Here is a 24,454-nt window from a genome sequence, read left to right on the forward strand (position 1 = left end):
CCCGCCGCCCGGCAACCCGTACGTACCTCCGCAGACGCCGCACCCGTACCCGCCCCAGCACCCTTATCCCTACGTGCCCCCGACCCCCGTGCCCGCGCGGGCCCCGCGCCGTCGCAGTCGGCTGTGGTTCCTCTCCGCCCCCTATCTCGTCACCGCCGTCATCCGCTCCGCGCACCGCGTCGCGACCCGCCTCTTCGTGCAGGAGGGGTACGGCCGGATCGAGGACCGCACCGTGGACCGCGTCCAGGTGGCCCGCACGGTGCTCGGCGCCGCCGCCACGGTCGGGCTGTTCCTGGCCTACGGCGTGGAACGGGACGGCTGGGAGGACGTCGCGACCGGCGGCGTCGCCAACATGATCATCGCCCCGGTCCTGCTGATCGTCGGCGGCCCGCTGGTCGTCCTCGGGTTCTTCTACTACGCGCCCCCGCACCTGCGGCCCCACCTGCGTTCCAGGCTCCGGGCCCCGCTGAAGGCGGTCGGCTGGTACCTGCTGACCGTGCTCGTCCTCGCGGGCACCCTCCTGGGCATCGGTCAGGCCTCCCAGGCCGGCTTGCGGGGCTGGCAGGGCTTCCTGGTGGGCATCGGGGGGCTGGCCGTGCTGGGCTGGGGCATCCCGTTCTTCCTCCTGGCGTCGCTGTACTCCGCACGCAGCGCCTTCAACACCGCCCACGTCCATCCGATGCTGCCGCCCGTGGTGACCGTGGCCCTGGTGTGGGTGCTCGCGATCTTCAACCTGATCGACAGCGGCATGCCGCAGGGCCCGCCGGCCGTGCAGTACTGCTCCCTGCTCGGCGGCCCTCTCTCGGTGACGGCCGTCTCGCTGTGGGAGATGCGCAGGATGCGAACCCGCTACGGGGTGACCGTACGGGCCGAACCGACGACACCGGTGCCCGTCGCGCGCTAAAGGCGGCGTGAGGCTTCACCGGCGGCAGAACCGTTGTATCCCCGGCCTGCCTCCGGGCGGGGTGAATACCCCGGGGAATTTATGTGTGAAGACCTGTCTGACGTTCATGCGGAAATGCGTGACCTAGCGCTGACATTCGCCGCGGATCCGCTGACATTCCCAGCGGTACGGCCGTGCAGCTCAAAGTCGGAGCGGTGCTGGCATCCGGGCCTGCCCTGCTCGGGAAGCGTACGAGCGAGTGGCCTGATCTCGGCGTGGCAGCCGATCGTCGCTTTCGAGCCGCCTTCGAGCGGAAAAGGGGCAGTACTCGCTCTGGCCGTCCGCCGCCGACGTGCCGGCCGGCTGGGCTCGAGGCTTCGGTGCGGACACCCGCCAGGCGTGCCTGGACCGCATCGAGCGGAGTCGGACGGACATGAGTCCCGCGAGCCTGGTCACTGCCGCGTCGTGTCACGCATAACGGTTCCTACTGACAGGAAGAAGCCATCCGTATTGGACAGGTGGCTGGAATGCGTGTTGGTATTGACAGCTGACTGACTGGAAAGTCGATGCGCCCCACTCCGTTCCAGCCCGAGGAGATTTCGGATGGCGAATGTCGAGACCGCGGAAGAAATGCACCGCCTTTTCAATAGAACGGCCCAAGCGTACGACCAGAGCGGAGTCGCCTTCTTTGTGCCGATCGCCCGCAGGCTCGTCGAATTCGCGGACATTTCCCGGGCTGCCTCGGTGCTGGACGTCGGCTGCGGGCGGGGCGCCGCCCTTCTGGCCGCCGCCGAGGCCGTCGGCGAGGACGGTGAGGTCCTGGGCATCGACCTCTCGGAGGAAATGGCGAAATACGCTGCGGAAGCCGCTCGCGAACGCGGACTCTCCCATGTGACCGTGTCCGTGATGAATGGTCAGGAGCCCGATTTCCCCCCTGGCCGCTTCGACGCCGTGATCGGCAGTCTCAGCGTCTTCATCTGGACCCGTGGCGCGGCCGACCTCGCCCCCTACGCGCGTCTGCTGCGGCCGGGCGGCGTACTTGCGCTGAGCGCTCCGTCCTTCTTCCCCACGGACGACGGCAGGTGGGGTCTCCTGCCGGAGAGCATCTACGACCTGCTCATTCCCTTTATGACCCCGGCGAAGAAGGCTGCCGGTCCCGCCTATCCGTTCGCGGACTTCGCCGACAACTGGCTGGTGACACCCGGGTCGATCGAGAAGGTGCTGACCGAGGCCGGATACCGGGACGCGGTCGTCCACGAGGAGGAGTTCCGGCTCGTCGTCGAGTCCGGCGCCCAATGGGTCGAATGGACGAGGACCACCGGAATGCGCAGGCTGTGGGACAGGATCGAGCAGACGGAAGGACCCGGCCTCGCCGACGAGGTCGCCCGCCGGGTCGACGCCCTGAAGGGCGAGGACGGGACCATCACCACGCCGGTGCCGATCACGTACATACGCGCCCGCGCCCCTCAGACATGACCGACCGAGGGGGTACAGGCATCGTGAACACGGGGATGACGGCAGCCGACATCACCGACGTGGTCGTGGCGACGAGGGAGGCCGAACTCGCCCGCGTCGCGTGGTCGTGGCAGAGAGGCGTGGGGGTTCTCCTCACCGGGGGCACGGGGGTCGGCAAGAGTGCTCTCCTGCGGACCGCCCTGGCCCGGGCCGAGCAGCGCGGGGCGCACGTAATCCGGCTTGCCGACCTGGCCGGCCCCGCTCCGCTGCGGCCCGTCGGCCCGTCGGCGGGTGGCCCGTCCGACGGTGGCGGTCGTCGCGTCGTCGGGGTCGACGACCTCCATCTCCTCGGCCCTCGTCCGCTGGCACGCATACGGCGCCTGGTGGCCGAGGGAGCCATCCTGCTCGCCGCCGTGCCGTCCCAGGCGCCGGTGCCCGAGGGCGCGCGGCAGATGCTGGTCAAACAGATGATGGAGAAGCTGGAGGTCGGTGCGTTCGACCGGTCGGGCTCCGTGAAGGCGCTGACGGCCCTTCTGCGCGGACCGGTCACGGCCGACACCGCCGAGCGGTTCTGGGACCTCGCGCAGGGGAACCCCCTCGCCCTGAGGGCGTTGGTGGACCACGGTGCTGCCGAAGGCAGTCTGCGCAAGCTGCGGGGCAGCTGGCACTGGCCCGGACTGTGCGGCCCACCGGACGACCGCCTCGTCGCGCTGGCCGAGCTGTTCCTGGGCGACCTGAGCCCCGATGAGCAGGAGCTGGTCGACCTGCTGGCCGTCGCCGAGCCGCTTGCGGCAGGACTCGCGCCGGTCGCGGACCTGTCCGACGCGGCGGAATCGTTGAACCGGCGGGGCGTCGTCGTGGTCGAACGGCACGGCTTCAACCTGTTGCTGCGCCTGGCCCATCCGCTGTGCGCCGCCGTCCGTCGGGGCATGCTGTCGGAACTGACCAGCCACCGGCTCCGCACCCGGATCGCCGACGCGCTGGAACACACCGGGGCACGCAGCTCCGACGACGCGGCGCGGATCGCGCGACTCCGGCTCGGCACGGGATGGATTCCGCGACCGGAGCAGGCCTGCGCCGCCGCGATCGGGGCGCTCCGCGACCAGGATTTCGCGCTCGCCGAGCAACTGTGCCGGGTAGCCACTGTGCACGACACCCCACCCGACCCCGACCTGATGCTGGTGCTGGGCGAGGCGATCGCGGGACAGGGCCGACACGCGGAGGCGGATACCCACTACGCCCAGGCGGAGGCCCACTACGCCGAGGCCGCCGGAAGCGCCGCCGGACCGACCGCACCGGCCGAACTCATCGAGGCGCGGGCGCTCAACCTGGCTTTCGGACTGCACCGACCGGAGAAGGCGGCCGCCATGGTGGAGGCGGCCCGGGCGGCTTCGGCCGACGAGGGACGCGCGCTGGCAGGCGTGCGTTCCGTGTTGCTGCTGATGACCGATCGGCTCGCCGAGGCGGAGCATACGGCCGTGCCCCTCACGGAGGCCCGGACATCTGGCGAGCGGCGGGGCCTGGCCGCCCGTGCGCTCGTCCGTCACGAGTCGGGCGACAGCGAGGGTGCGCTGGCTCTCCTCCCGGGCGGCCCAGTGACGCCGGCGGCCCGGGACGACGACGGGATGCTCGACCTGTGGCTCGTACGGGCGCGGATCACTCTGCACCTCAAGGGCGAGACCGCCGCGGCGACTCTGCTGAACGACCTGAAGACGCGCGGCCTTGCCGGCCGGCCGCGGGGCAGGCTCCATCTGCTTTTGCTGGAGGCCGAGATCCACCGGAGCGCTGGACGCGCCGCAGAGGCAGTCGTCCTGCTGCGCGAGGCCGCCGCCGCCCGGCAGTCGCCCGGCGAATGGCTCACGACGAAGGCGAGGCGCCTCTCCCAGCTCGCCGGCGCCCTGGCCGAGGCGGGTGAGACCGCCCAGGCCATGTACGTGCTGGACGAGGCGCGCGTCGCTCGGCAGGGTGAGATGCCCTGTCCGCCGGCGGCGGACGCAGATGAGCTGGAACACGTACTGGTCCGGGCCTGTCTCGGCGACCGGGCCGCGGCGGCCCGCGACGCGCTGAGGCTCGCGGAGCGAGCTGCCGTCTCCGGCCGTCGCACGTCTGCCCTGGCCGCCCTGCACCTGGCCGCCCGGGCCGGGGCCGCGCCCAAGGCCGTCGCACGGCTGACGCCGCACAACACCGTTGACGGCCTCTCGGAGGCCAGGATCCGCCACGTGCGCGCCCTCGTGGACAACGACGGTGACGCCCTCGACTCGGTGTCTGCCCGCTTCGAGTCCCTGGGGTACCTGCCGCTGGCCGCGGAGGCGTCCGCTCAGGCGGCCCAGACGCACCAGGCGTGCGGCAGCCTCCACAAGAGCCGCGCCTCCCGGCTGGTGGCCAGAGAACTGACGGCCCGTTGCGGTACCGGCCTGCCGCAGTGGGCGGTCCAGGGCGGCAGACGTGAGTCGGGTCAGGGGAGCGAACTCACGGCCAGGGAGCGCGAGGTGGTGACCCTGGCCGTCTCCCGGCTGTCCAACCGGGAGATAGCCCGCCAACTCGTGCTCTCGGTACGCACCGTGGAGAACCACCTGTACCGGGCCTACGGAAAGCTGGGCGTCACCACACGCACGGAACTCGCACGGCGGCTGGGCGCGCGCACGTTGCCGATGGGGCCCGAGGCCCTCGAAGTCCCCACCTCCATGGGCGCCATCGGGCTGTGAGGCTCGATGACGCCGAGGGCGGCTGTCCCGGCGCCCGCACCTTTCGGGGTGCGGGCGCCGATGACGTTCACGGCCTCAGCCCGCCGCGGGATCTGTCCGCTGGGCCTCCAGCGCTTGCGCCAGCCGCTCGTTCCACGCCGCGTACGTCGGGGTCTGGGCCATCTCCCCGAAGCTCACCGGAATGCCCGCGCGGCGCCACTTCGTGACCAGGCGCATCATCTGGAGGGACTCGAGGCCCAGGCGGATGAGGTTGGCGTCGTCCGGTATCTCCTGTGCGCTGATGCCTATCAGTTCGGCCAGGTACGCCTTCAAGTGCTCGCCGACGAGAGGCGTTTCGACTGTGGGTTCAGTGGGGTTCATGCTCCTGTTCGTCCCTTCTGGCCGCGGGCGCGGCAACAGCGGATGGCGTGAGCGGACAGCCCGTGAGGGGCCGCCGGAAGAGGGGCGCGCAAGGGGCGGAGTCCGCTCAGTCGTCCTCGGGCGCGGCGATGATCTCCAGGATCGCGCAACCGGCCTCGAAGCCGGGGCTGCCGGTGAAGAGCAGCACCTTGTCCCCAGGGCCCACCTGCCGGGTCCGCCAGACGTGTTCGAGGCCGATGAACACGTCCGCCGAGGCGATGTGCCCGACCCGCTTGGTGTGGTCCCAGATGCCGCGCTCGAGCTCGATACCGAGAGGCTCCAGGAACTGGTCCCGCAGCGCGCCCAGGGCCGCGCTCGGGTGACAGACGCGGCTGATGTCGTCCAAGGTGATTCCGGCGTCCTTGAGTCCCTTGTCCAGCGCCTGCTGCAGGACTTCGCCGGGGTGCTCCATGGGCGGCACGTTGCCCTTCGCCCACTCGTCCATCCAGAACCGCACGCGGGCCTCGAAGTCCATGGGGCGTCCGACGGTCACCGCCGGTGGGAACAGGGGCTCGCTGCCGCGGTGCAGCGCCTCCATGGCCGGCGCGGAATGCGTCCCCACGGAGAGCAGCCGGGCGAATCCCTCGACGCGGGAGACCACCACGGCGGCGGCCCCGTCCCCGAGGATGGAGAGGCGCGAGGTGCGCCAACGGTCCACCAGGGGCGTCGAGTAGTTGTCCGCACCGGTGATGAGGACCGCCGACTTGTCCGGTTCGTAGGCAAGGCGGTGAGCCGACATCGCCAGGCTCGACAGCATGCCCTGGCACCCCTGGCGGATCTCCATCGCCGTGATCGGCTGTCGCAGGGTGTTCTGGAGGATGTAGTGCTGCGACGACCAACCGTCGGGGCCCTGGTGGTACGCGGCGCTGTGCATCAGCGCGCCGAAGTCCTCCGGCCGGTGGCTCGAACGCTCCAGGGCGACCCTGGCAGCCTTCACCGCCATGTCCGGGGCCGCGATGTCGCTGATCGCGACGGACTCGAGGCCAGAGGCTTCCCGGGTCTCCGCGTCGTACCAGCCGGACTGCACGGCCTGCTCCGTGGTGACCAGGTCCGGTATGTACGTTCCTATGCTCGAGAGGTAGATACCTTCTGCTTTCATCGCCATCCCCCTTCTGGCGCCCCGCGTGAAGCCGGGACAGCCCAGTGTGCGCACTATTGGGTTCCAGTACCAGCGGATCACACGGTGGCGCGGAGATGCCTGAGTAATGACTACTCAGTTTGCGCGTGCCGCAGAGAAGTCGTGGGTAATCAGCAGGGCTTTCCTTGACAGCCGACCCATGGAACACCAGAACGTGAACATTTCCGTCGCATGGATTCGGCCAGAGGATGGTTGTGGGTCCCATCTTCAGTCACCTGCTCGTCTTTCAACTACCTGCGTCAATGCGAGCTCCGGCAGGTCGTCCGGCCCGATGCGGGGGTCGATGTTCGGCCTTCGGTGTCAGGGATATACCACAGAACAGGACATGAAAATCTGTTAGTCTCCCCGTTGCCTGATGACGGGGGACATGCATCGTGCGCTGTGTCGTGGCCTGACTGCGACTGACCATCTGCCGAAGTGCTGCATGCCAGGGCGATGCCTGCGCTCCGTACGGGCCGAGATTGCATGGACCGATGGATGGGGGAGCCATGGCAGGATCGAATGCAAGGCCTGGTGGCATATCGTCGGTGGTGTCGTCCCAGGGGCGCCGCGCGCCGGGCAGAAGGGTGGCTCGGTCGGCGCGTGCGGCGGAGAGCGAACCGTGCACCTGGCGGGTGCTCGTCGCGGACGACAACGCCGAGGACGCCGAGTTACTCGCACGTGGTCTGGAGAGGAACGGCCACGACGTGGTTCGCGTCGGCACGGGAAGTGCTGTCGAACTGGCGCACGAGCACGCCGACGTCGTGCTCCTCGACATCGACCTGCCCGATCTCGACGGGCTGGAGGTCTGCCGGCGGATCCGCGCGGCGGGACCCACCCCCGTGATCGTCGTCACCGCACGGGGCACTGAGCTGGACCGGGTGCTCGGCCTGCAGGCCGGCGCCGACGACTACGTTGTCAAGCCGTACGGCTTCCGCGAGTTGATGGCCCGTCTGGAAGCGGTGATGCGCCGCGTGCGGCCCCACACGGTTTCCGAGCCGTCGGTCGTCTCGCACGGTGCCCTGAGAATCGACGTGACCACGCGTCAGGTCACGCTCGACGGCCGGCGCGTCGAGGTCACGCGCAAGGAGTTCGACCTCCTCCACCTGCTCGCCTCCCACCCCGGGGTGGTCGTGCCGCGCAGGCGGATCATGGAGCAGGTCTGGGGCGACGTCTGGTCGCGCCGCACCATCGACACCCACGTGAACAGTCTCCGCAACAAGCTCGGCACCAGAGAGTGGATCGTGACGGTGCGTGGTGTCGGATTGCAATTCCAAGTCCCTCAGGCGTCCGTTTGCTGACCCTCTGCGCGTAAACGCCATCCTGAGTTCTTCCACCGGCTGTTGCGAAGCGTTTCCGCAAGATTTGACCGTCGATTGACCTGTGGTTCACAAAGAACAGTCGGTTTCCCGTGAATGTTATCTGCCCTGAGGTTATCTGACCTTGGTCTGACGTTCTTGGCCTTGCGCTGGAGGCTGCCGAGCGGAAAAGCTGAGGGCTGAGATTCACGCACATTTCAGCAGGTCTTTTCGGTATCCGTGTCAAACGATATGGAGGACAGGTATGCCCGAAGCCGCTCAGTCCCAGGAGTTCACCGACGACGCCGAACTCCGCCGAATCAACCGGGCGACGGTCGAGAAGTACATGGCGGCCAGAGGCCAGGCCCGGCTGGAGCGCCACCTGCTGTTCACCGAGGACGGCCGGGGTGGTCTGTGGACCACCGACACCGGCGAGCCGATCAGCATCAACGGACGGGATCGCCTGGGCGAGCACGCGGTGTGGTCCCTGAAGACCTTCCCTGACTGGGAGTGGTACAACGTCGAGATTTTCGAGACCCAGGACCCCAACCGATTCTGGGTGGAATGCGACGGCCGGGGCAAGATCCTTTTCGCGGACTACCCCGAGGGTTATTACCAGAACCACTTCCTGCACTCGTTCGAGCTGGAGAACGGGAAGATCACGTTGCAGCGGGAGTTCATGAACCCGTTCGAGCAGCTGCGTGCGCTCGGCATTCCCGTCCCGGAGATCAAGCGCGCGGGCATACCCACCTGACACGGCACTACCGATCGCCGCATTGGAGATCCTCGTGGACGAAGTCTTGCGCGGCATCCGCAGCCGTGCGGCACTGCATCAGCCGGAGTGGGCCGACGTGTCCCAGGTGACCTACGTGGCACAGGTGCTGGCCTCCCGGCCGGCCCTGGTCCGGCCCGCGGACCTGCGCCGACTGCGCGACGTCCTGGCCCGAGTGGCCGCCGGTGAGGCCACTGTCGTACAGGCCGGCGACTGTGCCGAGGATCCCGAGGAGCGCACCGCCGGCGACGTGGCGCGGAAGGCGGCGCTCCTCGACCTGCTCGCCGGGGCGCTGCGGATGAACGCGCACAAGCCGGTCCTCCGCGTCGGGCGCATCGCGGGCCAGTTCGCCAAGCCCCGCTCCAGCACCACCGAGACCGTGCGGAACATGGTGCTGCCCACCTTCCGGGGCCACATGGTCAACGGTCCCGAGCCCACCCCGGACGCCCGACGACCGGACCCCCTGCGCCTGCTGAGTGGTTACCTGGCCGCCGACGACATCATGGAGCACCTGGGCTGGCGCGAGTGGCCCCACGGGCGCGAGCCCATCGCACCGCCGGTGTGGACCAGTCACGAGGCACTGCTGCTCGACTACGAGATCCCCATGCTGCGCCGGGACGAGCACGGCAGGCTGTATCTCGGCTCCACGCACTGGCCGTGGATCGGCGAGCGCACCCGTCAACTGGACGGCGCCCACGTGGCCCTGCTCGCCCAGGTGAGCAACCCGGTGGCGTGCAAGGTCGGCCCCACGATGGAGCCCGGTGAGCTGCGGGCCCTGTGCGAGCGGCTGGACCCGGACCGCGAACCGGGCCGGCTCACACTCATCGCCCGGATGGGAGCCGACCTCGTCGCCAAGCGGCTACCACGGCTGGTCGAGGCAGTGCGGGTCGCGGGCCACCCCGTCATCTGGCTGACCGACCCGATGCACGGCAACACGGTCAGGGCACCGGACGGCATCAAGACCCGCTTCGTGGAGACCGTCTCCCGCGAGGTGGTGCGCTTCCAGGAGGCCGTGACCGACGCGGGCGGCGTCTGCGGCGGGCTGCACCTGGAGACCACCCCCGACGACGTCACCGAGTGCGTCCACGGCGCGGCCGACCTGGCGCACGTGGGCGACAAGTACACGACCTTCTGTGATCCGCGGCTCAACCCCGAACAGGCCATCTCCGTGGTCTCCGTCTGGACCGCCTGACCCGGCGGCGCCCCGGCTTCCGGCACGAGCGAAAGCGACCGAAGCAGGCATTGGAAGGCAAAGCCATGCCCGGCATACCCCCCATCGAGCCCTACTCCCTTCCCACCGCGGGCCAACTGCCCCCCAACATCGTCCAGTGGACCCCTGACCCGGCCCGCGCGGTGCTGCTCGTCCACGACATGCAGCGCTACTTCCTCAAGCCGTTCCCCGATGTCGTCCGCGCACAGCTGGTGGCCAACGCGGCGGCGCTGCGCGACCGATGTGCCGACCTGGGGGTGCCGGTGGCCTACACCGCGCAGCCCGGTGGCATGAACGACGAACAGCGGGGTCTGCTCAAGGACTTCTGGGGTCCGGGTATGCGCCCCGACCCCGCCGACCGGGAGGTCGTCGGGGCGCTGGCCCCCCGGGCCCATGACTGGCGGCTGACCAAGTGGCGCTACAGCGCCTTCTTCAACTCCCCGCTCCTGCAGCGCATGCGTGAAGCCGGCCGCGACCAGTTGATCCTCTGCGGTGTCTACGCGCACGTCGGGGTCCTGATGAGCGCGGTCGAGGCGTTCACCAACGACATCCAGCCGTTCCTCGTCGCCGACGCCGTCGCCGACTTCTCCGAGCACTACCACCGACTGGCCGTCAGCTACGCGGCCGAGCGGTGCGCAAAGGTCGTCCTGGTCAAGGAGGTTTTCGAGTGAGCGGACAGCCCACGGACCAGGTCCACGGCGACCTGCTCGGCCGTGTCCTCGCGGACCGCGAGGCTCCCTTCGCCTTGCTGCACCGCCCCGGCTCGGCCGGGGCCGGCGTCCTGGACGTGCTCTCCGGGACCGTGTCGACCCACGCCGTCCTGTCCGACCTGCCGCTCCCGGACGAGGCGGCATCGGCCGGCGCGCACCACGAGATGCTCGTCGTCATGCCGTACCGCCAGATATCCGAGCGCGGTTTCCTCGCCCCCGACGACGGCGCGCCCCTGGTCGCTCTGACGGTCACCGAGCAGCAGCGGCTCCCGCTCTCCGACGCGCTGCCCCGCCTCCCGGACGTGCCCACCACACTGCGCGACGGCCGTTTCGACGTGGACGACGACACCTACCAGGAAATCGTCCGCCGCGTCGTCAAGGAGGTGATCGGCACCGGTGAGGGCGCCAACTTCGTCATCAGGCGTTCCTACGTCGCGGACATCACCGACTACACCCCCCGCAGTGCGCTGTCCTTCTTCTCCCGGCTGCTGGAGCGGGAAGTCGGCGCGTACTGGACGTTCCTCGTCCACACCGGCGAACGCACCTTCGTCGGCGCCTCGCCCGAGCGCCACGTCAGCCTCGACGGCGGCCTGGCCGTGATGAACCCCATCAGCGGCACCTACCGCTATCCGCCCGGCGGTCCGACCCTGCCCGAGGTCATGGAGTTCCTGGCCGACCGCAAGGAGGCCGACGAGCTGTACATGGTCGTGGACGAGGAACTGAAGATGATGGCCCGGATCTGCGAGTCGGGCGGACAAGTCGTCGGCCCCTACCTGCGGGAGATGGCCCGGCTCGCGCACACCGAGTACTTCATCGAGGGGCACACCACCCGCGACGTGCGCGACATCCTGCGCGAGACCATGTTCGCGCCGACGGTGACCGGATCGCCGCTGGAGAACGCCTGCCGGATCATCAACGCCTACGAGCCGGAGGGGCGGGGCTACTACAGCGGTGTGGTCGCCCTCATCGGACGCGACGAGCACGGTGGCCGGGCCATGGACTCCGCCATCCTCATCCGCACCGCGGACATCGACAGCGCGGGCCGGGTGACCATCGGGGTCGGCGCCACCCTCGTACGGCATTCGGACCCCGCGTCCGAGGCCGCGGAGACCCGTGCCAAGGCATCCGGACTCCTGGCGGCCCTGGAGCCTGCCGGTCCCCGGCGCTTCGCCGACCACCCGCGGGTCCGGGCCGCCCTGGAACAACGCAACGAGCGCATCGCGGAGTTCTGGCTGCGCCACAGCGAAGGGCGCGCGGCGCCGCTGTCCGAACTCGCGGGCCGACGGGTCCTCGTCGTCGACGCCGAGGACACCTTCACCTCCATGATCGACCTTCAACTGCGGTCCATGGGACTGAAGGTGTCGGTCCGTCGTTTCGACGCCGAGTACACCCTCGACGGCCACGACCTCGTCGTGATGGGGCCGGGTCCGGGCGACCCGACCGACACCGACGATCCGAAGATGGCCCATCTGCACCAGGCGGTGCGCACGCTTCTGGAGCGGGGCGGCCCGTTCCTCGCCGTCTGCCTGAGCCACCAGGTGCTGAGCCTGGCGCTCGGCCTGGAGATGAGGCGCCTGCCCGCGCCCCACCAGGGCGTGCAGAAGGAGATCGATCTCTTCGGCGTCCGCGAGCGTGTCGGCTTCTACAACACCTTCGCCGCGCACAGCGACCAGGACACCCACAAGGTCCAGGACATCGGCCTGGTGGACATCAGCCGGGACCGGGAGACCGGCGAGGTGTACGCGCTGCGCGGCCCGCACTTCCTGTCCGTGCAGTTCCACGCCGAGTCCGTCCTCACCCAGGAGGGCCCACGCATCCTCGCCACCGCGGTGCGGACGGTGCTGGGCGCATGACACCACAGCAACGGGAGCACCGGATGTATCCCTACGTCGTCGTGGACGCCTTCACGACGGAGGCCCTCCAAGGCAATCCAGTGGCCGTCTACTTCGGCTGCGACGACCTGACCACCGAGCAGATGCAGCGCATCGCCCGGGAGATGAACCTCTCCGAGACCACCTTCGTGCTCGCCCCCAAGTCCGGCGGCGACGCCCACGTCCGGGTCTTCACCCCGGTCAACGAGCTGCCGTTCGCCGGGCATCCGCTCCTCGGCACCGCCATCGCGCTGGGCAACCGCGGGCCGGTGGACCAGCTCAAGCTGGAGACGGCCATGGGGCCGGTGCCCTTCGAACTGGTCCGTACGAACGGTGTGGTCACCGGCGCGCGCATGCAGCAGCCCCTGCCCACCTGGGAGCGCTTCGACCGGCGCGACGAGTTGCTGGCCGCGCTCGGCGTGGCGCAGACCGTCCTCCCCGTCGACATCTACCGCAACGGGCCGCGCCACGTCCTGGTCGCGCTGGGCAGCGTCGAGGAGCTCTCGGCTCTCACCCCCGACCACCGGGCGCTCGGCGCGTTCCCCGACATGGCGGCCAACTGCTTCGCCGGGTCCGGCACGCACTGGCGCAGCAGGATGTTCTCGCCCGCGTACGGCGTGGTCGAGGACGCGGCCACGGGGTCCGCGGCCGGCCCCATCGCGATCCATCTCGCCCGGCACGGGCTGGCCAGGTACGGACAGCGGATCCGGATCACCCAGGGCGTCGAGATGGGCCGTCCGTCGCCGATGTACGCGCTGGCGGAGGGTGAGGGGGACGAGGTCCGCTCGGTGGAAGTGGGCGGCGACGGCGTCATCGTGATCGAAGGAAGGTTGACCCTGTGAACGGCAACAGGTCCGAAACCCTCACCGGGACCGTGGACATCGACTTCCCCGAGTTCCTGACCCCGCCGCCGGAGCCGATGGGCCTGCTGGTCGAGTGGCTGCGTGACACGTCCTGGCAGGAGGTCCGCGAGCCCCGGGCGATGGCGCTCGCCACCGCCGGGACCGACGGCCGGACCTCGTCGCGGATCGTCGTGCTGAACCGGGTGACCGACTCCGGTCTCGTCTTCGTCACCCACCAGGGCAGCCGGAAGGGCCGCGAACTGGCGGCCAACCCCTGGGCTTCCGGCGTGCTGTACTGGCGCGAGACCAGCCAGCAGATCACCGTGGCCGGTCCCGTGGAGAAGCTCTCCGACGGCGAGGCCGACGCCCTGTGGGCCGCCCGCCCCGTCTTCACGCACGCCATGTCGGCGGTCTCCCGGCAGAGCGAGCCGCTGGACGGCCTCGATCACGTGGCGATGCTGCGCGAACGGGCGAAAGAGCTCGGGCGGAGCGGACAGCCACTGCCCCGCCCGGACTCGTTCACCGCCTACGAACTGCGGCCCGCCACGGTCGAGTTCTGGGCCAACGGCACCGACCGGCTGCACGAGCGGCTGCGCTACGAGCGGTCCGGCGGCGACTGGAACGTCGTGCGGCTGCAGCCGTGACGGATCGCAACCGGGGCGAGTCCGTGTGACAACTGCTCCCCACCGACCTCTGAGACACCCGAGCGGATCGCGAGAACACCATGCAGGAATCCCACCCACAGTTCCTCCACAGCGGCTTCCACACCAGCGTGCGGCGCTTTCCGGACCGGCCCGCGCTCCGTCTCGACGGGCACACGTGGTCCTACGCCGAACTGGACGAGGTGGTCCGGCTCTGGGCCGCGGCGCTTCAGAGCACGGCCGGCCGGCCCCAGCGGGTGGGGATCCTCGGCCACCGCAGCCTCGTCACCTACGCGGGCTTCCTGGCAGCCCTGTTCGCCGGCGCGACCGCGATACCGCTCAACAAGAGGTATCCCGTCTCGCGCAACAAGGACATCGCGGAACGCGCGGGGCTGGACGTGATCCTGGCCGACGACGGATCCGCCGGACAACTGGGCGGGCTGCTCGGCGAGCTCCGGCAGGCTCCGCCCGTCGTCCTGCCCGAGACAGATGAGGCACCCCGGGACCTGCCCCGTGACGTCACCGTCCTCACCCGCGCGGACGTCCGGCGCGCAGCACCCCTGGCCGAACCGGTGTTCCCGGACCCCGACGCCGAGGCCTATGTGCTCTTCACGTCCGGCTCGACGGGCCGTCCCAAGGGCGTGCCCATCTCGCACGCCAACGTGGGCTGGTTCCTGCGGGTCAACGCCGAGCGGTACGCGTTCACCGAGGAGGACCGTTTCGCGCACACGGCCGACCAGACCTTCGATCTGTCCATCTTCGACCCGTTCATGGCGTGGGGCAGCGGGGCGTGTCTGGTGCCCATGGACTCGTTCGACCTGCTGACCCCGCTGGACTTCGTCCGGGAACAGCGCCTCACGGTCTGGCTCTCGGTTCCCTCGGTGGCGGTGCTGCAGCACCGCCGGGGGCTTCTGGAACCGGGCAGTCTGCCGACCCTGCGCTGGAGCCTGTTCTGCGGCGAAGCCCTCCCGGCGCCCGTGGCCCGGGCCTGGGCCGCCGCAGCGGCCGACTCGGTGCTCGAGAACCTGTACGGCCCCACCGAGGCGACGGTCGCCTGCATGGTGCACCGCTGGGACGACCGGACCTCTCCGGAACGCTCCGTGAACGGCATCGTGCCGATCGGTGTGCCGTACCCGGGCATGGAGGTCGCCCTCCTGGACGAGGACGGCACCGCCGTCGAGGTCGGCGAGGTCGGCGAGTTGTGCCTGCACGGGCCACAGGTGTTCAAGGGGTACTGGAACGACCCGGAACTGACCGCGCGTGCCTTCCACGTCACGGCACCGGGCGGGGGTGCGCCCCGCCGCTGGTACCGCACGGGTGACCTCGCCCGCAGGACGGAGTCGGGGGAGTACGGATACCTCGGCCGGCTCGACACCCAGGTGAAGGTCCTGGGGCATCGGATCGAGACCGGGGACGTCGAGGCGCACCTGCTGCGGCAGGAGCGGGTCGCGCAGGCCGTGGTCCTCGCGGTCCCCGGTGTCGAGGAGGGCACCACGATGCTCGCCGCGGTCGTCTCCGGCGACGACGTCGACATCGCGGCGGTGGACAAGGGGCTGCGCGACAGCCTGCCCCCGTACATGATCCCGTTGACCTACCACCCCCTGGACGATCTGCCGTTGAACTCCAACGGCAAGGTCGACCGGAAGACGCTGCGCGAGCGCGTGGTGTCCGGGGACCTCGCGCCGTTCCCGCTGTGACCGGCCGCACCGCCGGCCCGGCCGTCCCCCCACCCCGTGAACCGACCGGCGGCGATCCGGGCAAGGAGCCGCAGGAGAGAGGAACGCTCACCATGAACGGCGTCCCAGAGGCCCCAGGGCCGACAGCGCCCGGCACGCTCCGGGCACAGGTCCGGGGCGCGGTGCTCGCCCCCGGCGACGAGGGGTTCGACACCGCGTGCGCCGGATTCCAGACCGCCTACCGCCATCGCCCGTCCCTCGTGGTGCGGGCGGAAGCGGACGCGGACGTCGTGGCGGCCGTCGCCCACGCGGCCGAACGCGGGCTGCCCCTGGCCGTGCAGGCGACCGGACACGGTCTGTCCGTACCCGCCGACGGCGGCGTACTGGTCACCACCGACCGGCTGCGGGGGGTCAGGGTGGACGCCGTGCGCCGCACCGCCCGGATCGCGCCGGGCACACGCTTCGCCGAGGTCGTCGACGCCGCCGCACGGTACGGACTCGCCCCGCTGAACGGCTCGGCGCCCGACGTCGGGGTGGTCGGTTACGTCCTCGGCGGCGGACTGGGGCTGCTGGCCCGGCAGTTCGGCTACGCGGCGGACCACGTGACCTCGCTTCAGGTCGTCACGGCGGATGCGCGGGTGCGGCACGTCACAGCCGACAGCGAGCCCGAGCTGTTCTGGGGCCTGCGCGGGGCCGGCGCCAACTTCGGCGTGGTGACCGGCATGGAGATCGGCCTGGTACCCGTCAGCCGGATCTACGGCGGCGAGCTCGTCTTCGACGCCGTACGCACCCCCGGCATCCTGGACGCCTACCGGCAGTGGACCGTGACGCTCCCGGAGGAGCTGACGTCTTCCGTGTCGCTGATCGGGTATCCGGACGTGCCGATGGTCCCCGGCCGGCTGCGCGGCCGCCACCTCGCCCACGTACGGATCGCCTACACGGGCGACTCCCGGCGGGGTGCGGAGCTGGTGGCGCCGCTGCGCGCGGCGGGCCCGCCGGTGGCGGACACCGTCGCGGAGATGCCGTACACCGAGTGCGGTGCCATCTACGACGACCCGAAACTGCCGCACGCCTACACGGGGGACAACGTGCTGGTGCGGGAGTTCGACGTCGAACTGGCCGCCTTCGTCCTGGAGCTCACCGGTCCCGGTGCCGCCGTGCCGTGCGTCGTCGACATACGACATCTGGGCGGGGCCCTCGGCCGACCGCCCCGGGTGCCGAACGCGGTCGGACATCGAGACGCCCGGTACCTCGTGCGCGTCCTGACGCCGGCACAGTTCGCGGACCCGGAGGAGACGCGGGCCGCCCACCGCAAGCTGCTCGACGCGGCCGGACCCGAGCCGGTGGGCCGCTTTCAGAACCTGGTTTACGGAGGATGCGCGGAGGGCCCCTCCGACCATGCGGCCGACGACTACTGGGAGCCGGCCGATCACCGGAGACTGACGGCCCTGAAGGACACCGTGGACCCGGCCAACATGTTCCGCTGCAACCGCAACATCCCGCCGTCCGAAGGGGGTTGACGTGGACGGTTGTGGCCGCGACCGGCTACTCCGGCGGCTTGCGCAGGGCCAGGCCGAGTCCGGCGAGGGAGGGCAGATCATGGGCGCCTTCGACGGTGGCCTCGACGTCGAACCACTCGCGGAACGCGAGGGGACGGCCGATCAGTTCACCGGCGCTGCGCGGCAACTGAGCGGTGGCGGCGGCCTCCTCGGACTCCCAGATCATGACCGCACCCCATCGGTTGTGCTCCGGATCGGCCACCCACACCTTCAGCAGCAGACCCGGGATGTCCGACCAGGCCTGCTCGGCCTCCTCGCGCAGGAAGCCCCGAAGGGACTCCACACTGTGTCCGGACCCGTCGAGATCCCACCAGGCGATCATTGCCTTCATGGCGCCAGTGTACGAACCGATCCGACGACCGAGGAGTGCAAGTCTCGATAAGTCCCTTGGAAGCAGGGGTAGTTGAGTACCAACCACTCATGTGCCCGGCCTCCTTCCGTTGATCAGATACCAGATGTCCGTCAATCCAGTACCGAGCCCGGCAAGCGGGACGGCCGGACCGCCACCCGCGGCCGGCTGATCGTCTGAGGAGGACGAGTGGCGCGCGCAGATCTGTCGATCCTGGACCTGCCCCACGATGCGAGCCCGGATCCCGACGCAGTCGTTCGGGCCGCGATGGAGTGGCACTTCAACCCCGACACCGGATCCCCGTTCTGGCTGCGACGCGCCGAGTCGCTGGACTTCGACCCCCTGGCGGACATCAAGGGCTACGACGACCTGCGCCTGTTCCCGAACGTCGCCAACGAACTGCGGGACGTACCGGCCGCCGACCTCGTGCCGCGCGGATACGGCACGGCACCCGACATCGTCGGCGTCTACGAGAGCGGCGGCACCACCGGCGCCCCGAAGCGCGTGGTGTGCCCCCGCGACTGGATGGACAAGCTCGTCGCCTGGAGCAACGCCAACCTGGACAGGCACGGCTTCCCACGAGGCGTCGACTGGCTGGGCATCACCCCCTCGGGACCGCACATCGTCGGGGAGATCTTCCGCCGCTCCGCGCTCACCCACGGCCGGTACGGATTCCAGGTCGATCTCGACCCACGCTGGGTCAAGCGGCTCATCTCCGAGGGCAAGGGCGCCCAGGCCGACGCCTACGCCGAGCACGTCGTGGACCAGGCGGCGCACATCCTGCGCACCCAGCCCATCGGCGTCATGACGGTCACGCCACCGCTGCTGGAGCGCATCGCACAGCGCGAGGAACTGGTCGACCTCGTCAACGACAAGGTTCGGGCGATCCGCTGGGGCGGCACCCAGATGGATGCCGACACCGCGCAGCTGTACCGCACCGAGATCTTCCCCGGCACCGCGCTCTACGGCCACTACGGCAGCACGATGATCCTCGGCATCGCCGGCGAGCGGTACGGCACCCCGCTCGACGAACCGTGCGTCTTCGACACCTTCTCGCCGTACATCACCTTCGAGGTCGTCGACCCGGCGACGGGCCGTCCGGTCGCCCACGGCGAGCGCGGCCAGGTCGTCATGCACCACGTCAGCAAGGCCCTGCTGCTGCCCAACAACCTCGAGCGCGACACCGCGATCCGGATCCCCGCGCCCGAAGGCCGCGTCGGCGATTCGGCCGCCGGCATCGCGCCCGTCGCGCGCTTCGACAACGAGACCGTCATCGAAGGGGTCTACTGATGGCAACGGCGCCGCAGACGGCGGACGGGTCCGCGACACGCGTGGTGGACGCGCTCGGGCCCTCGGGGCCCTACCGGACGCACAACCGTGAGCAGGTCACCGATGTCACCGGCTCACTGCTGGCCGAACTGAGCCTCGTCCCCGCGCTGTTCGTCAACCGCACCATGAAGGCGCTGCGTGCCGCCCGGCCGCTGCCTGCCACCGAGCGGGCCGCCGCACTGGCCCGCGCCGCCGCACTGTTCCTCTCCGCCGAACTGGGCGGTATGACCCTCCAGGAGTACGAGACCACCGTCACGCGGGTCTCCGGGCTCCCGATCGACGTCGTCCGCACCGCCGCGCGGACCTGTGCCGAGCGCGTCTCCCAGTCCTACCGGAGCGTCCAGCTCGCTCGGCCGCAGGGCGACGTGCCCGACTGGCGTGACCCGCTGGCCCGCACCGGGCAGGCGGTGTGGAGCCGGCGCGGTGAGGTGCTCGCCGTGCACGTGCCCGGCAACCACCCCGGCACCCACGGCTTCTGGCCGGAGGCGCTCGCGGTCGGCTACCGCGTCGCGGTGCGGCCCGCGCGCCGGGAGCCCTTCACCGCGCAGCGGCTGGTGCTCGCGCTGCGCGCGGCCGGTTTCGGCGAGGACCACGTCGTGCTGCTGCCCTGCGGCCACGACGCGGCCGACGCGATCGTGCGCAACGCGGACCTGGCCTACGGCGGCGACGAGATCATCCGCCAGTACGCCGACGACCCGGGCGTGCTCTCCCTTCAGCCCGGCCGCTCGAAGATCCTTCTGACCGCCGACACCGAATGGCGCGACCACATCGACATGATCGTCGACTCGATCACCCGCCACGCCGGCAGCGGCTGCGTCAACGCCACCGCCGTCCTGGTCGAGGGGGATCCCGCACCGGTGGCCGGAGCCCTCGCCGAGCGACTGGCGGCCCTGCCGAGCCTGCCGCCGTACGACGAGAAGGCGTGCCTGCCCGTGCAACACGAGAAGGCCGCGCGCGCCACGGAGAAGTACGTGCTGGAACGGGCCCGGGGCACCCGCGCCTGGCTCGGCGGCACCGGCTTCGTCGACGCGCTCGGCGACGGCAGCGCCGTGCTGCGCCCGACGGTCCACCAAGTGGATGCGGCGGACGCCCCGCAGGTCGGCGCCGAACTGCCCTTCCCCTGCGTGTGGGTCGCGCCCTGGAGCCGTGAGGACGGCATCGAGCCGCTGCGCGACACACTCGTTCTGACGGCCCTCACACGTGACGAGGAACTTGTCGACGCCCTCGTGGCCGAGCCGACGATCAGCAACGTGCACGTGGGGAGCCGGGCCACCCACTGGCACCGGCCGGGACTGCCGCACGACGGCTATCTCGGTGAGTTCCTGATGCGCAGCAAGACGTTCGTCCGCATCTGACCGCCCGGCGGCACGCGTCCCCGGGACGCCGCCCGGCCACACCCCTTTTTCGCCCGCGGAAAGGCCCGGACCGTCCATTCGGTCCGGGCCTGCGGCCGTTGGTCGCCGATCCGCCACGGCATACTTCCGGCCCGCTTGCATAAAGGACCATTCTGCCGATCAGGGAGTCTTTTTATTGGACTCCCGGCCGAGGGCCACGGATGATTCTGGTGACGCACGAGAAAGCGCCCGCTTCGCGGGGAGGAGTGGAGTGGATCACGCATCCCGTCGGAATCCGCAGGAAGGGCAGAAATCTCCTGCCGTGCCGATTTCCGACCAGAACTCTCAAGGGTCGACGACCACCGATGTCATCAGCGAGATCTGGTGCGAAGTGCTGGAACTTCCGGAGGTGGGGATCGAGGACAACTTCTTCGACATCGGCGGCCACTCCATTCTCCTGCAGCTGGTGCGGGACCGTGTTCAGGAGCGGCTCGGAAAGAGCGTCGAGCTCATCGATTTCTTCAACCATCCGACCGTCTCGTCCCTCGCGCGGTTCCTGGACGGCGCGGCGGGCACGGCGGTTGGTACCGGCCGCGCAGCGGGGCGGACGAGAGGGACCAGCCGTCTGGGGCGGCGCAGGGCACAGCTGAGCGGTCAGGACCTCACCGACGCCCGTACGGCTTCGGGAGATATCGGTGACTGACCTCGAGCACAAGGACGACAACGGGTTCATAGCCGTGATCGGCATGGCCGGACGTTTTCCGGGGGCCGCCGACCTCGACGCGTTCTGGCACAACCTCACCGAGGGAATCGATTCGATTTCCCGTGGGCCTTCCGAAAAAGTTCCCGACCCCGGTGGGAATGCCTCGCACACTTATGTTCCGGCCCGCGGCCGACTGGACGCAGCCGAGTGGTTCGATGCCGACCACTTCGGCTATTCCGCGAAAGAAGCGTTTCTGTTGGACCCGCAGCACCGGGTCTTTCTGGAGTGCGCGGTGGAGGCCCTGGAGAACGCCGGGCAGGACCCCGAACGCTTCCCCGGCGCCATAGGCGTCTACGGCGGATGCACCGAGACCCGGTACGAGCAGACCCTGCGGGCCCAGCGCGACCGGCTGCCCGGAGTCACCGCCGAGGACATCCTGCTCGGTACGGCTCCGGACTTCCTGACCGCGCGCACCGCGCAGCGGCTGGGGCTCGGCGGGCCGGCCGTCACGGTCCAGTCCGCGTGCGCCACCGCGCTGGTCGCGCTGCACACCGCCGGCCGCGGCCTGCTCGCCGGCGACTGCGATCTGGCCCTCGCGGGCGGCGTCGCCGTCCACGTACCGCCGAAGCGGATCGTCTGGACCGGGCCGGACGGCACCCTGTCCCCGGACGGTGTGTGCCGCGCCTTCGACGCCCGCGCCGCGGGCACGGTCGCGAGCAACGGCGTCGGCATCGTCGTACTGAAGCGGCTGTCCGACGCCCTGGCCGACGGCGACCACATCCGTGCGGTGGTGCGGGGATCGGCGGTCACCAACGACGGAGCGCACCGCATCGGCTTCGGCGCCCCCAGCGTGCAGGGGCAGGCGGCGGCGGTGCGCGAGGCCCAGCTGGCGGCCGGCACGGACGCCCGCACCATCACCTACGTGGAGGCGCACGGCACGGCGACCCCGCTGGGCGACCCCATCGAGATCACGGCGCTCACCGAGGCCTTCCGGGCCGACACCGAGGACAAGGGCTTCTGCCTGGTCGGATCGGTGAAGACCAACATCGGCCATGCCGACGCCGCCGCGGGGGCCGCCGGACTGATCAAGACGGTGCTGGCCCTGGAGCACGGGACGATCCCGCCCAGCCTCCACCACACCGAGCCCAACCCGCAGATCGACTTCGAGACCAGTCCGTTCCGGGTGGCCGCCCGCCTGCAACCCTGGGAGCCGTACGGGTCCGTGCGCCGGGCCGGCGTGAGTTCGTTCGCGGTGGGTGGCGTCAACGCCCATCTCGTGCTGGAGCAGGCACCGCCCCGGCCCGCGCGTGACTCCGCGCGCTCCGCCCAGCTGCTGGTCCTCTCCGCGCGAACCGAACCGGCCCTGCGGGCGCGGATCCGTCAGCTCACCGAGCACCTGGAGCGCAACCCCGCCCTGCCGCCGGCCGACGTCGCGTGGACCCTGCAGACAGGCCGACGGGAGTACGAGCACCGCGCCTTCGTGGTCGTCGGCGAGGACGGCACGGCAGGCCTGGCCCGGACCGACGACGGTGCCGTGCGGGTGATCCGCGCTGTGGAACCGCCGCGCGAGCGGCCCGTGGCTCTTCTCTTCCCCGGAGAGGTGGGCCCCGCGGAGACCTGGCGGCTGCACGCCACCGAGCCCGCGTTCCGCGAGGCGTTCGACGCCTGCATGGACACCGTCGGCCCCGAACTGGCGGGCCGTGTCCGGCGCGTGGCGCGCGGCCTCACCTGGGCCGACGAGCCGGCGACACGGGACGTGTACGTCTTCGCCCTGGAGTACTCCCTCGCCGCGCTCTGGCAGCGCTGGGGCGTGCAGCCGGCCGTCGTGCACGGCACCGGCGTGGGATCACTGGTCGCGGCCACGGTGGCCGGGGCCCTCACACTGCCGGACGCGCTGGCACTGGTGGTGCGGCGGGCGCGGGACGGCGCGGACGCACCACGGCCGGCCACTGTGCGCGCCCACCCGCTGCGGGTGCCGGTGATCCTCGGCGACGGGCGCCGGCACGCCGCCGGGGCCGTGATCGACGCGGACCAGTGGGCCGCACCGGGCGGCGACCGGATGGCGACCGACCTCGCGCTCCCCACCCTGCTGGAGGATCCCGACCGGATCCTCCTCCAGGTCGGGTTCGGGCCGGCGCTGCTCTCGCGGGCGAGGGAACATCTCACCCCGGCCGCCGCGCACCGTCTGGTCGCCGCCTTCCCCCAGCGCGACTCGGTCGGCACCGATGTGCTGTCCGCGCTCTACACGGCGCTCGGCAGGCTGTGGCTCGCGGGCAACGCCGTCTCCTGGCCGGGAGTCCACGACGGGGAACGCCGCTTCAAGGTGCCGCTGCCCGGCTATCCCTTCCAACGGTTGCCCTACCTGCTGCGGCACCCGGACGACGAGGCGGCGTGGGGCGGGGGCGAGGGGCGGGCACCGCAGCCGACGGCGCCCGCGCAGGACCACGGCCCGGTCCCCGCCGCCGAACTGGCGCCCTCCGCGGACGGCGTCGGTTCACGGAGCGGGGACGGGGCGGCCGACGGCACCCCTCTCGCCCTGGTGCTGCGGCTCTTCTCCGAGGCCCTGGGCCTGGAGGACATCGAGCCCGACGAGAGCTTCTTCGACCTTGGCGGTGACTCCCTCATCGCCACGAAGCTGCTCGCCGAGATCCGCGCGGTCCACCCGGTGGAGATCAAGGCGCGCGCCCTGTTCGCGACGCCCACCGCCGCCGGACTCGCGGAGTTGATCGAGCGTCAGCTCCAGGGCCACGACGACGCGCACGGCACGCAGGAGGAATCCGCATGAGCAGCACCACGAACCCCGTGCCGACAGCGGCCGGCCCGTCCGAGCAGCGCTGGCTCTCCGGTCGCCGGCCGCGCACCCAGACCTCGCTGGATCTGTACTGCTTCGCGCACGCGGGCGGCTCGGCGAGCGAGTTCCTGCGCTGGTCCGACGACCTGCCGGGGATCAGGCTGTGGGCCGTCCGCATGCCCGGGCGTGCCCCGCGCGAGACGGAGGCCCCGTACACCCGGATGACCGATCTGGTGGCCGACCTGGTCGGCGAGATCGAGTTCGGCCGCAGGGACTTCGCCTTCTTCGGGCACAGTCTGGGCGCCCTGGTGGCCTTCGAGGTCACCAGGGCTCTGCGGAGGGCGGGCCGGGCGCTGCCGCGGCGGCTGCTGCTCTCCTCCATGCAGCCCCCGCCGATCACCACCCGGAAGTCGGTCCGCCGGCTGAGCGACGACGAGCTGCTGGCCGAGATCGAGAACCGGTGGGGCGCACTGCCGCAGCCGATCCAGGAGGACGAGGAGATCCGGGGCATCGTGCTCGGATACCTGCGCGCCGACGCGGAGATGGCGGACAGCTACGCGTACGTGCCCGAAGAGCCCCTGGACGTCCCCGTCACGGCGTTCTGCGGGGACCAGGAGGACCCCGGCCAGCTCGAGTGGCAGGCCCACACCCGGGCCGGCCTGGACCGCCACGTGCTGCCGGGAGGCCACTTCTACTTCCGGGACCCGGACCGGCGACGGGAGCTGACGCGGCTTGTCGCCCGGTCCCTGAGCGCGGAGCAGCACGCGGAAGACACCGCCGACAAGTGCGCCGAGACATAGGGGAATCGCG

Annotated in this window: 20 protein-coding genes and 1 pseudogene; 18 read left to right on the plus strand and 3 right to left on the minus strand. The window is 70.7% G+C overall.

The features are described 5' to 3' along the window. Window positions 1-73: 73 nt before the first annotated feature. From ACH41F_RS09510 to ACH41F_RS09525, 4 genes and pseudogenes are all read left to right on the plus strand, one after another. A complete protein-coding gene (locus tag ACH41F_RS09510) occupies window positions 74-904 on the plus strand; it encodes a hypothetical protein (RefSeq protein WP_391239096.1) in 831 nt (276 codons plus the stop codon). A 304-nt stretch (window positions 905-1,208) separates the two neighbouring features. Next, window positions 1,209-1,361 (plus strand): annotated as a pseudogene (locus tag ACH41F_RS09515) (MbtH family NRPS accessory protein); the annotation flags it as partial. A 125-nt stretch (window positions 1,362-1,486) separates the two neighbouring features. Beyond that, the gene (locus tag ACH41F_RS09520) at window positions 1,487-2,359 is read left to right on the plus strand and encodes a methyltransferase domain-containing protein (protein ID WP_391239099.1); all 873 of its coding nucleotides are present in this window, start codon (window positions 1,487-1,489) and stop codon (window positions 2,357-2,359) included. A 35-nt stretch (window positions 2,360-2,394) separates the two neighbouring features. Further along, a complete protein-coding gene (locus ACH41F_RS09525) occupies window positions 2,395-5,043 on the plus strand; it encodes a LuxR C-terminal-related transcriptional regulator (protein ID WP_391239102.1) in 2,649 nt (882 codons plus the stop codon). Window positions 5,044-5,118: 75 nt separating this feature from the next. On the opposite strand, the gene ACH41F_RS09530 is transcribed toward ACH41F_RS09525, so the two are convergent. Both ACH41F_RS09530 and ACH41F_RS09535 read right to left on the minus strand, forming a co-directional pair. Further along, window positions 5,119-5,403 carry a phosphopantetheine-binding protein gene (locus tag ACH41F_RS09530; protein ID WP_391239105.1) on the minus strand — a complete coding sequence of 95 codons (285 nt, stop codon included), beginning with the start codon at window positions 5,401-5,403 and terminating at the stop codon, window positions 5,119-5,121. Between the two features lie 106 nt (window positions 5,404-5,509). Continuing rightward, window positions 5,510-6,541 carry a 3-oxoacyl-[acyl-carrier-protein] synthase III C-terminal domain-containing protein gene (locus ACH41F_RS09535; RefSeq protein WP_391239108.1) on the minus strand — a complete coding sequence of 344 codons (1,032 nt, stop codon included), beginning with the start codon at window positions 6,539-6,541 and terminating at the stop codon, window positions 5,510-5,512. Between the two features lie 653 nt (window positions 6,542-7,194). Between ACH41F_RS09535 and ACH41F_RS09540 the strand changes: the two genes are divergently transcribed. From ACH41F_RS09540 to ACH41F_RS09580, 9 genes are all read left to right on the plus strand, one after another. Then, the gene (locus tag ACH41F_RS09540) at window positions 7,195-7,860 is read left to right on the plus strand and encodes a response regulator (protein WP_391239111.1); all 666 of its coding nucleotides are present in this window, start codon (window positions 7,195-7,197) and stop codon (window positions 7,858-7,860) included. A 262-nt stretch (window positions 7,861-8,122) separates the two neighbouring features. Further along, complete coding sequence (locus ACH41F_RS09545; RefSeq protein WP_391239114.1) at window positions 8,123-8,611, plus strand: PhzA/PhzB family protein; 489 nt, start codon at window positions 8,123-8,125, stop codon at window positions 8,609-8,611. A gap of 34 nt (window positions 8,612-8,645) precedes the next feature. After that, window positions 8,646-9,821: a 3-deoxy-7-phosphoheptulonate synthase gene (locus ACH41F_RS09550; protein ID WP_391239117.1), complete on the plus strand. Its 1,176-nt coding sequence runs from the start codon at window positions 8,646-8,648 to the stop codon at window positions 9,819-9,821. 65 nt (window positions 9,822-9,886) lie between these two features. After that, window positions 9,887-10,510, plus strand: coding sequence for an isochorismatase family protein (locus ACH41F_RS09555; RefSeq protein WP_391239120.1), 624 nt, complete (start codon window positions 9,887-9,889; stop codon window positions 10,508-10,510). After that, window positions 10,507-12,402, plus strand: coding sequence for a chorismate-binding protein (locus ACH41F_RS09560; protein WP_391239123.1), 1,896 nt, complete (start codon window positions 10,507-10,509; stop codon window positions 12,400-12,402). Before ACH41F_RS09555 ends, ACH41F_RS09560 begins: the two co-directional genes overlap by 4 nt. Beyond that, a complete protein-coding gene (locus ACH41F_RS09565) occupies window positions 12,399-13,262 on the plus strand; it encodes a PhzF family phenazine biosynthesis isomerase (RefSeq protein ID WP_391239126.1) in 864 nt (287 codons plus the stop codon). The genes ACH41F_RS09560 and ACH41F_RS09565 overlap by 4 nt, the downstream gene beginning before the upstream one ends. After that, a complete protein-coding gene (gene phzG / locus ACH41F_RS09570; RefSeq protein WP_391239129.1) occupies window positions 13,259-13,906 on the plus strand; it encodes a phenazine biosynthesis FMN-dependent oxidase PhzG in 648 nt (215 codons plus the stop codon). The genes ACH41F_RS09565 and phzG overlap by 4 nt, the downstream gene beginning before the upstream one ends. An 80-nt stretch (window positions 13,907-13,986) precedes the next feature. Next, entirely contained in the window at window positions 13,987-15,600 is a 1,614-nt protein-coding gene (locus tag ACH41F_RS09575) for an amino acid adenylation domain-containing protein (protein WP_391239132.1), read from the plus strand. Window positions 15,601-15,692: 92 nt separating this feature from the next. Beyond that, window positions 15,693-17,099, plus strand: coding sequence for an FAD-binding oxidoreductase (locus ACH41F_RS09580; RefSeq protein ID WP_398834099.1), 1,407 nt, complete (start codon window positions 15,693-15,695; stop codon window positions 17,097-17,099). A gap of 25 nt (window positions 17,100-17,124) precedes the next feature. On the opposite strand, the gene ACH41F_RS09585 is transcribed toward ACH41F_RS09580, so the two are convergent. Next, window positions 17,125-17,469 (minus strand): hypothetical protein, encoded by a 345-nt coding sequence (locus ACH41F_RS09585; protein WP_391239137.1) that lies wholly within the window; start codon window positions 17,467-17,469, stop codon window positions 17,125-17,127. A gap of 207 nt (window positions 17,470-17,676) precedes the next feature. On the opposite strand from ACH41F_RS09585, the gene ACH41F_RS09590 reads away from it, so the two are divergent. The 5 genes from ACH41F_RS09590 to ACH41F_RS09610 all read left to right on the plus strand — a co-directional run bounded on the left by ACH41F_RS09590 (window position 17,677) and on the right by ACH41F_RS09610 (window position 24,444). Next, the gene (locus tag ACH41F_RS09590) at window positions 17,677-18,777 is read left to right on the plus strand and encodes an AMP-binding protein (RefSeq protein ID WP_391239140.1); all 1,101 of its coding nucleotides are present in this window, start codon (window positions 17,677-17,679) and stop codon (window positions 18,775-18,777) included. Beyond that, complete coding sequence (locus ACH41F_RS09595; protein WP_398834102.1) at window positions 18,777-20,171, plus strand: aldehyde dehydrogenase family protein; 1,395 nt, start codon at window positions 18,777-18,779, stop codon at window positions 20,169-20,171. Before ACH41F_RS09590 ends, ACH41F_RS09595 begins: the two co-directional genes overlap by 1 nt. Window positions 20,172-20,421: 250 nt before the next feature. After that, on the plus strand, window positions 20,422-20,853 hold the full coding sequence (locus ACH41F_RS09600; protein WP_391239146.1) for a phosphopantetheine-binding protein: 432 nt from the start codon (window positions 20,422-20,424) through the stop codon (window positions 20,851-20,853). Then, window positions 20,846-23,638: a beta-ketoacyl synthase N-terminal-like domain-containing protein gene (locus tag ACH41F_RS09605; RefSeq protein ID WP_391239149.1), complete on the plus strand. Its 2,793-nt coding sequence runs from the start codon at window positions 20,846-20,848 to the stop codon at window positions 23,636-23,638. Before ACH41F_RS09600 ends, ACH41F_RS09605 begins: the two co-directional genes overlap by 8 nt. Further along, window positions 23,635-24,444, plus strand: coding sequence for an alpha/beta fold hydrolase (locus ACH41F_RS09610; RefSeq protein ID WP_391239152.1), 810 nt, complete (start codon window positions 23,635-23,637; stop codon window positions 24,442-24,444). The genes ACH41F_RS09605 and ACH41F_RS09610 overlap by 4 nt, the downstream gene beginning before the upstream one ends. Window positions 24,445-24,454 lie beyond the last annotated feature (10 nt).

The organism is Streptomyces sp. NPDC020489 (genome assembly GCF_044386545.1).
Lineage (GTDB): Bacteria > Actinomycetota > Actinomycetes > Streptomycetales > Streptomycetaceae > Streptomyces.

Bases quoted from the DNA above. Each gene is read 5' to 3' on its own strand.
- ACH41F_RS09520 (WP_391239099.1), top strand. From the start codon at position 1,487: ATGGCGAATGTCGAGACCGCGGAAGAAATGCACCGCCTTTTCAATAGA.
- ACH41F_RS09545 (WP_391239114.1), top strand. From the start codon at position 8,123: ATGCCCGAAGCCGCTCAGTCCCAGGAGTTCACCGACGACGCCGAACTC.
- ACH41F_RS09535 (WP_391239108.1), bottom strand. From the start codon at position 6,541: ATGAAAGCAGAAGGTATCTACCTCTCGAGCATAGGAACGTACATACCG.
- ACH41F_RS09555 (WP_391239120.1), top strand. From the start codon at position 9,887: ATGCCCGGCATACCCCCCATCGAGCCCTACTCCCTTCCCACCGCGGGC.
- ACH41F_RS09565 (WP_391239126.1), top strand. From the start codon at position 12,399: ATGACACCACAGCAACGGGAGCACCGGATGTATCCCTACGTCGTCGTG.
- ACH41F_RS09580 (WP_398834099.1), top strand. From the start codon at position 15,693: ATGAACGGCGTCCCAGAGGCCCCAGGGCCGACAGCGCCCGGCACGCTC.
- ACH41F_RS09595 (WP_398834102.1), top strand. From the start codon at position 18,777: ATGGCAACGGCGCCGCAGACGGCGGACGGGTCCGCGACACGCGTGGTG.
- ACH41F_RS09585 (WP_391239137.1), bottom strand. From the start codon at position 17,469: ATGAAGGCAATGATCGCCTGGTGGGATCTCGACGGGTCCGGACACAGT.
- ACH41F_RS09575 (WP_391239132.1), top strand. From the start codon at position 13,987: ATGCAGGAATCCCACCCACAGTTCCTCCACAGCGGCTTCCACACCAGC.
- ACH41F_RS09530 (WP_391239105.1), bottom strand. From the start codon at position 5,403: ATGAACCCCACTGAACCCACAGTCGAAACGCCTCTCGTCGGCGAGCAC.
- ACH41F_RS09525 (WP_391239102.1), top strand. From the start codon at position 2,395: ATGACGGCAGCCGACATCACCGACGTGGTCGTGGCGACGAGGGAGGCC.
- ACH41F_RS09610 (WP_391239152.1), top strand. From the start codon at position 23,635: ATGAGCAGCACCACGAACCCCGTGCCGACAGCGGCCGGCCCGTCCGAG.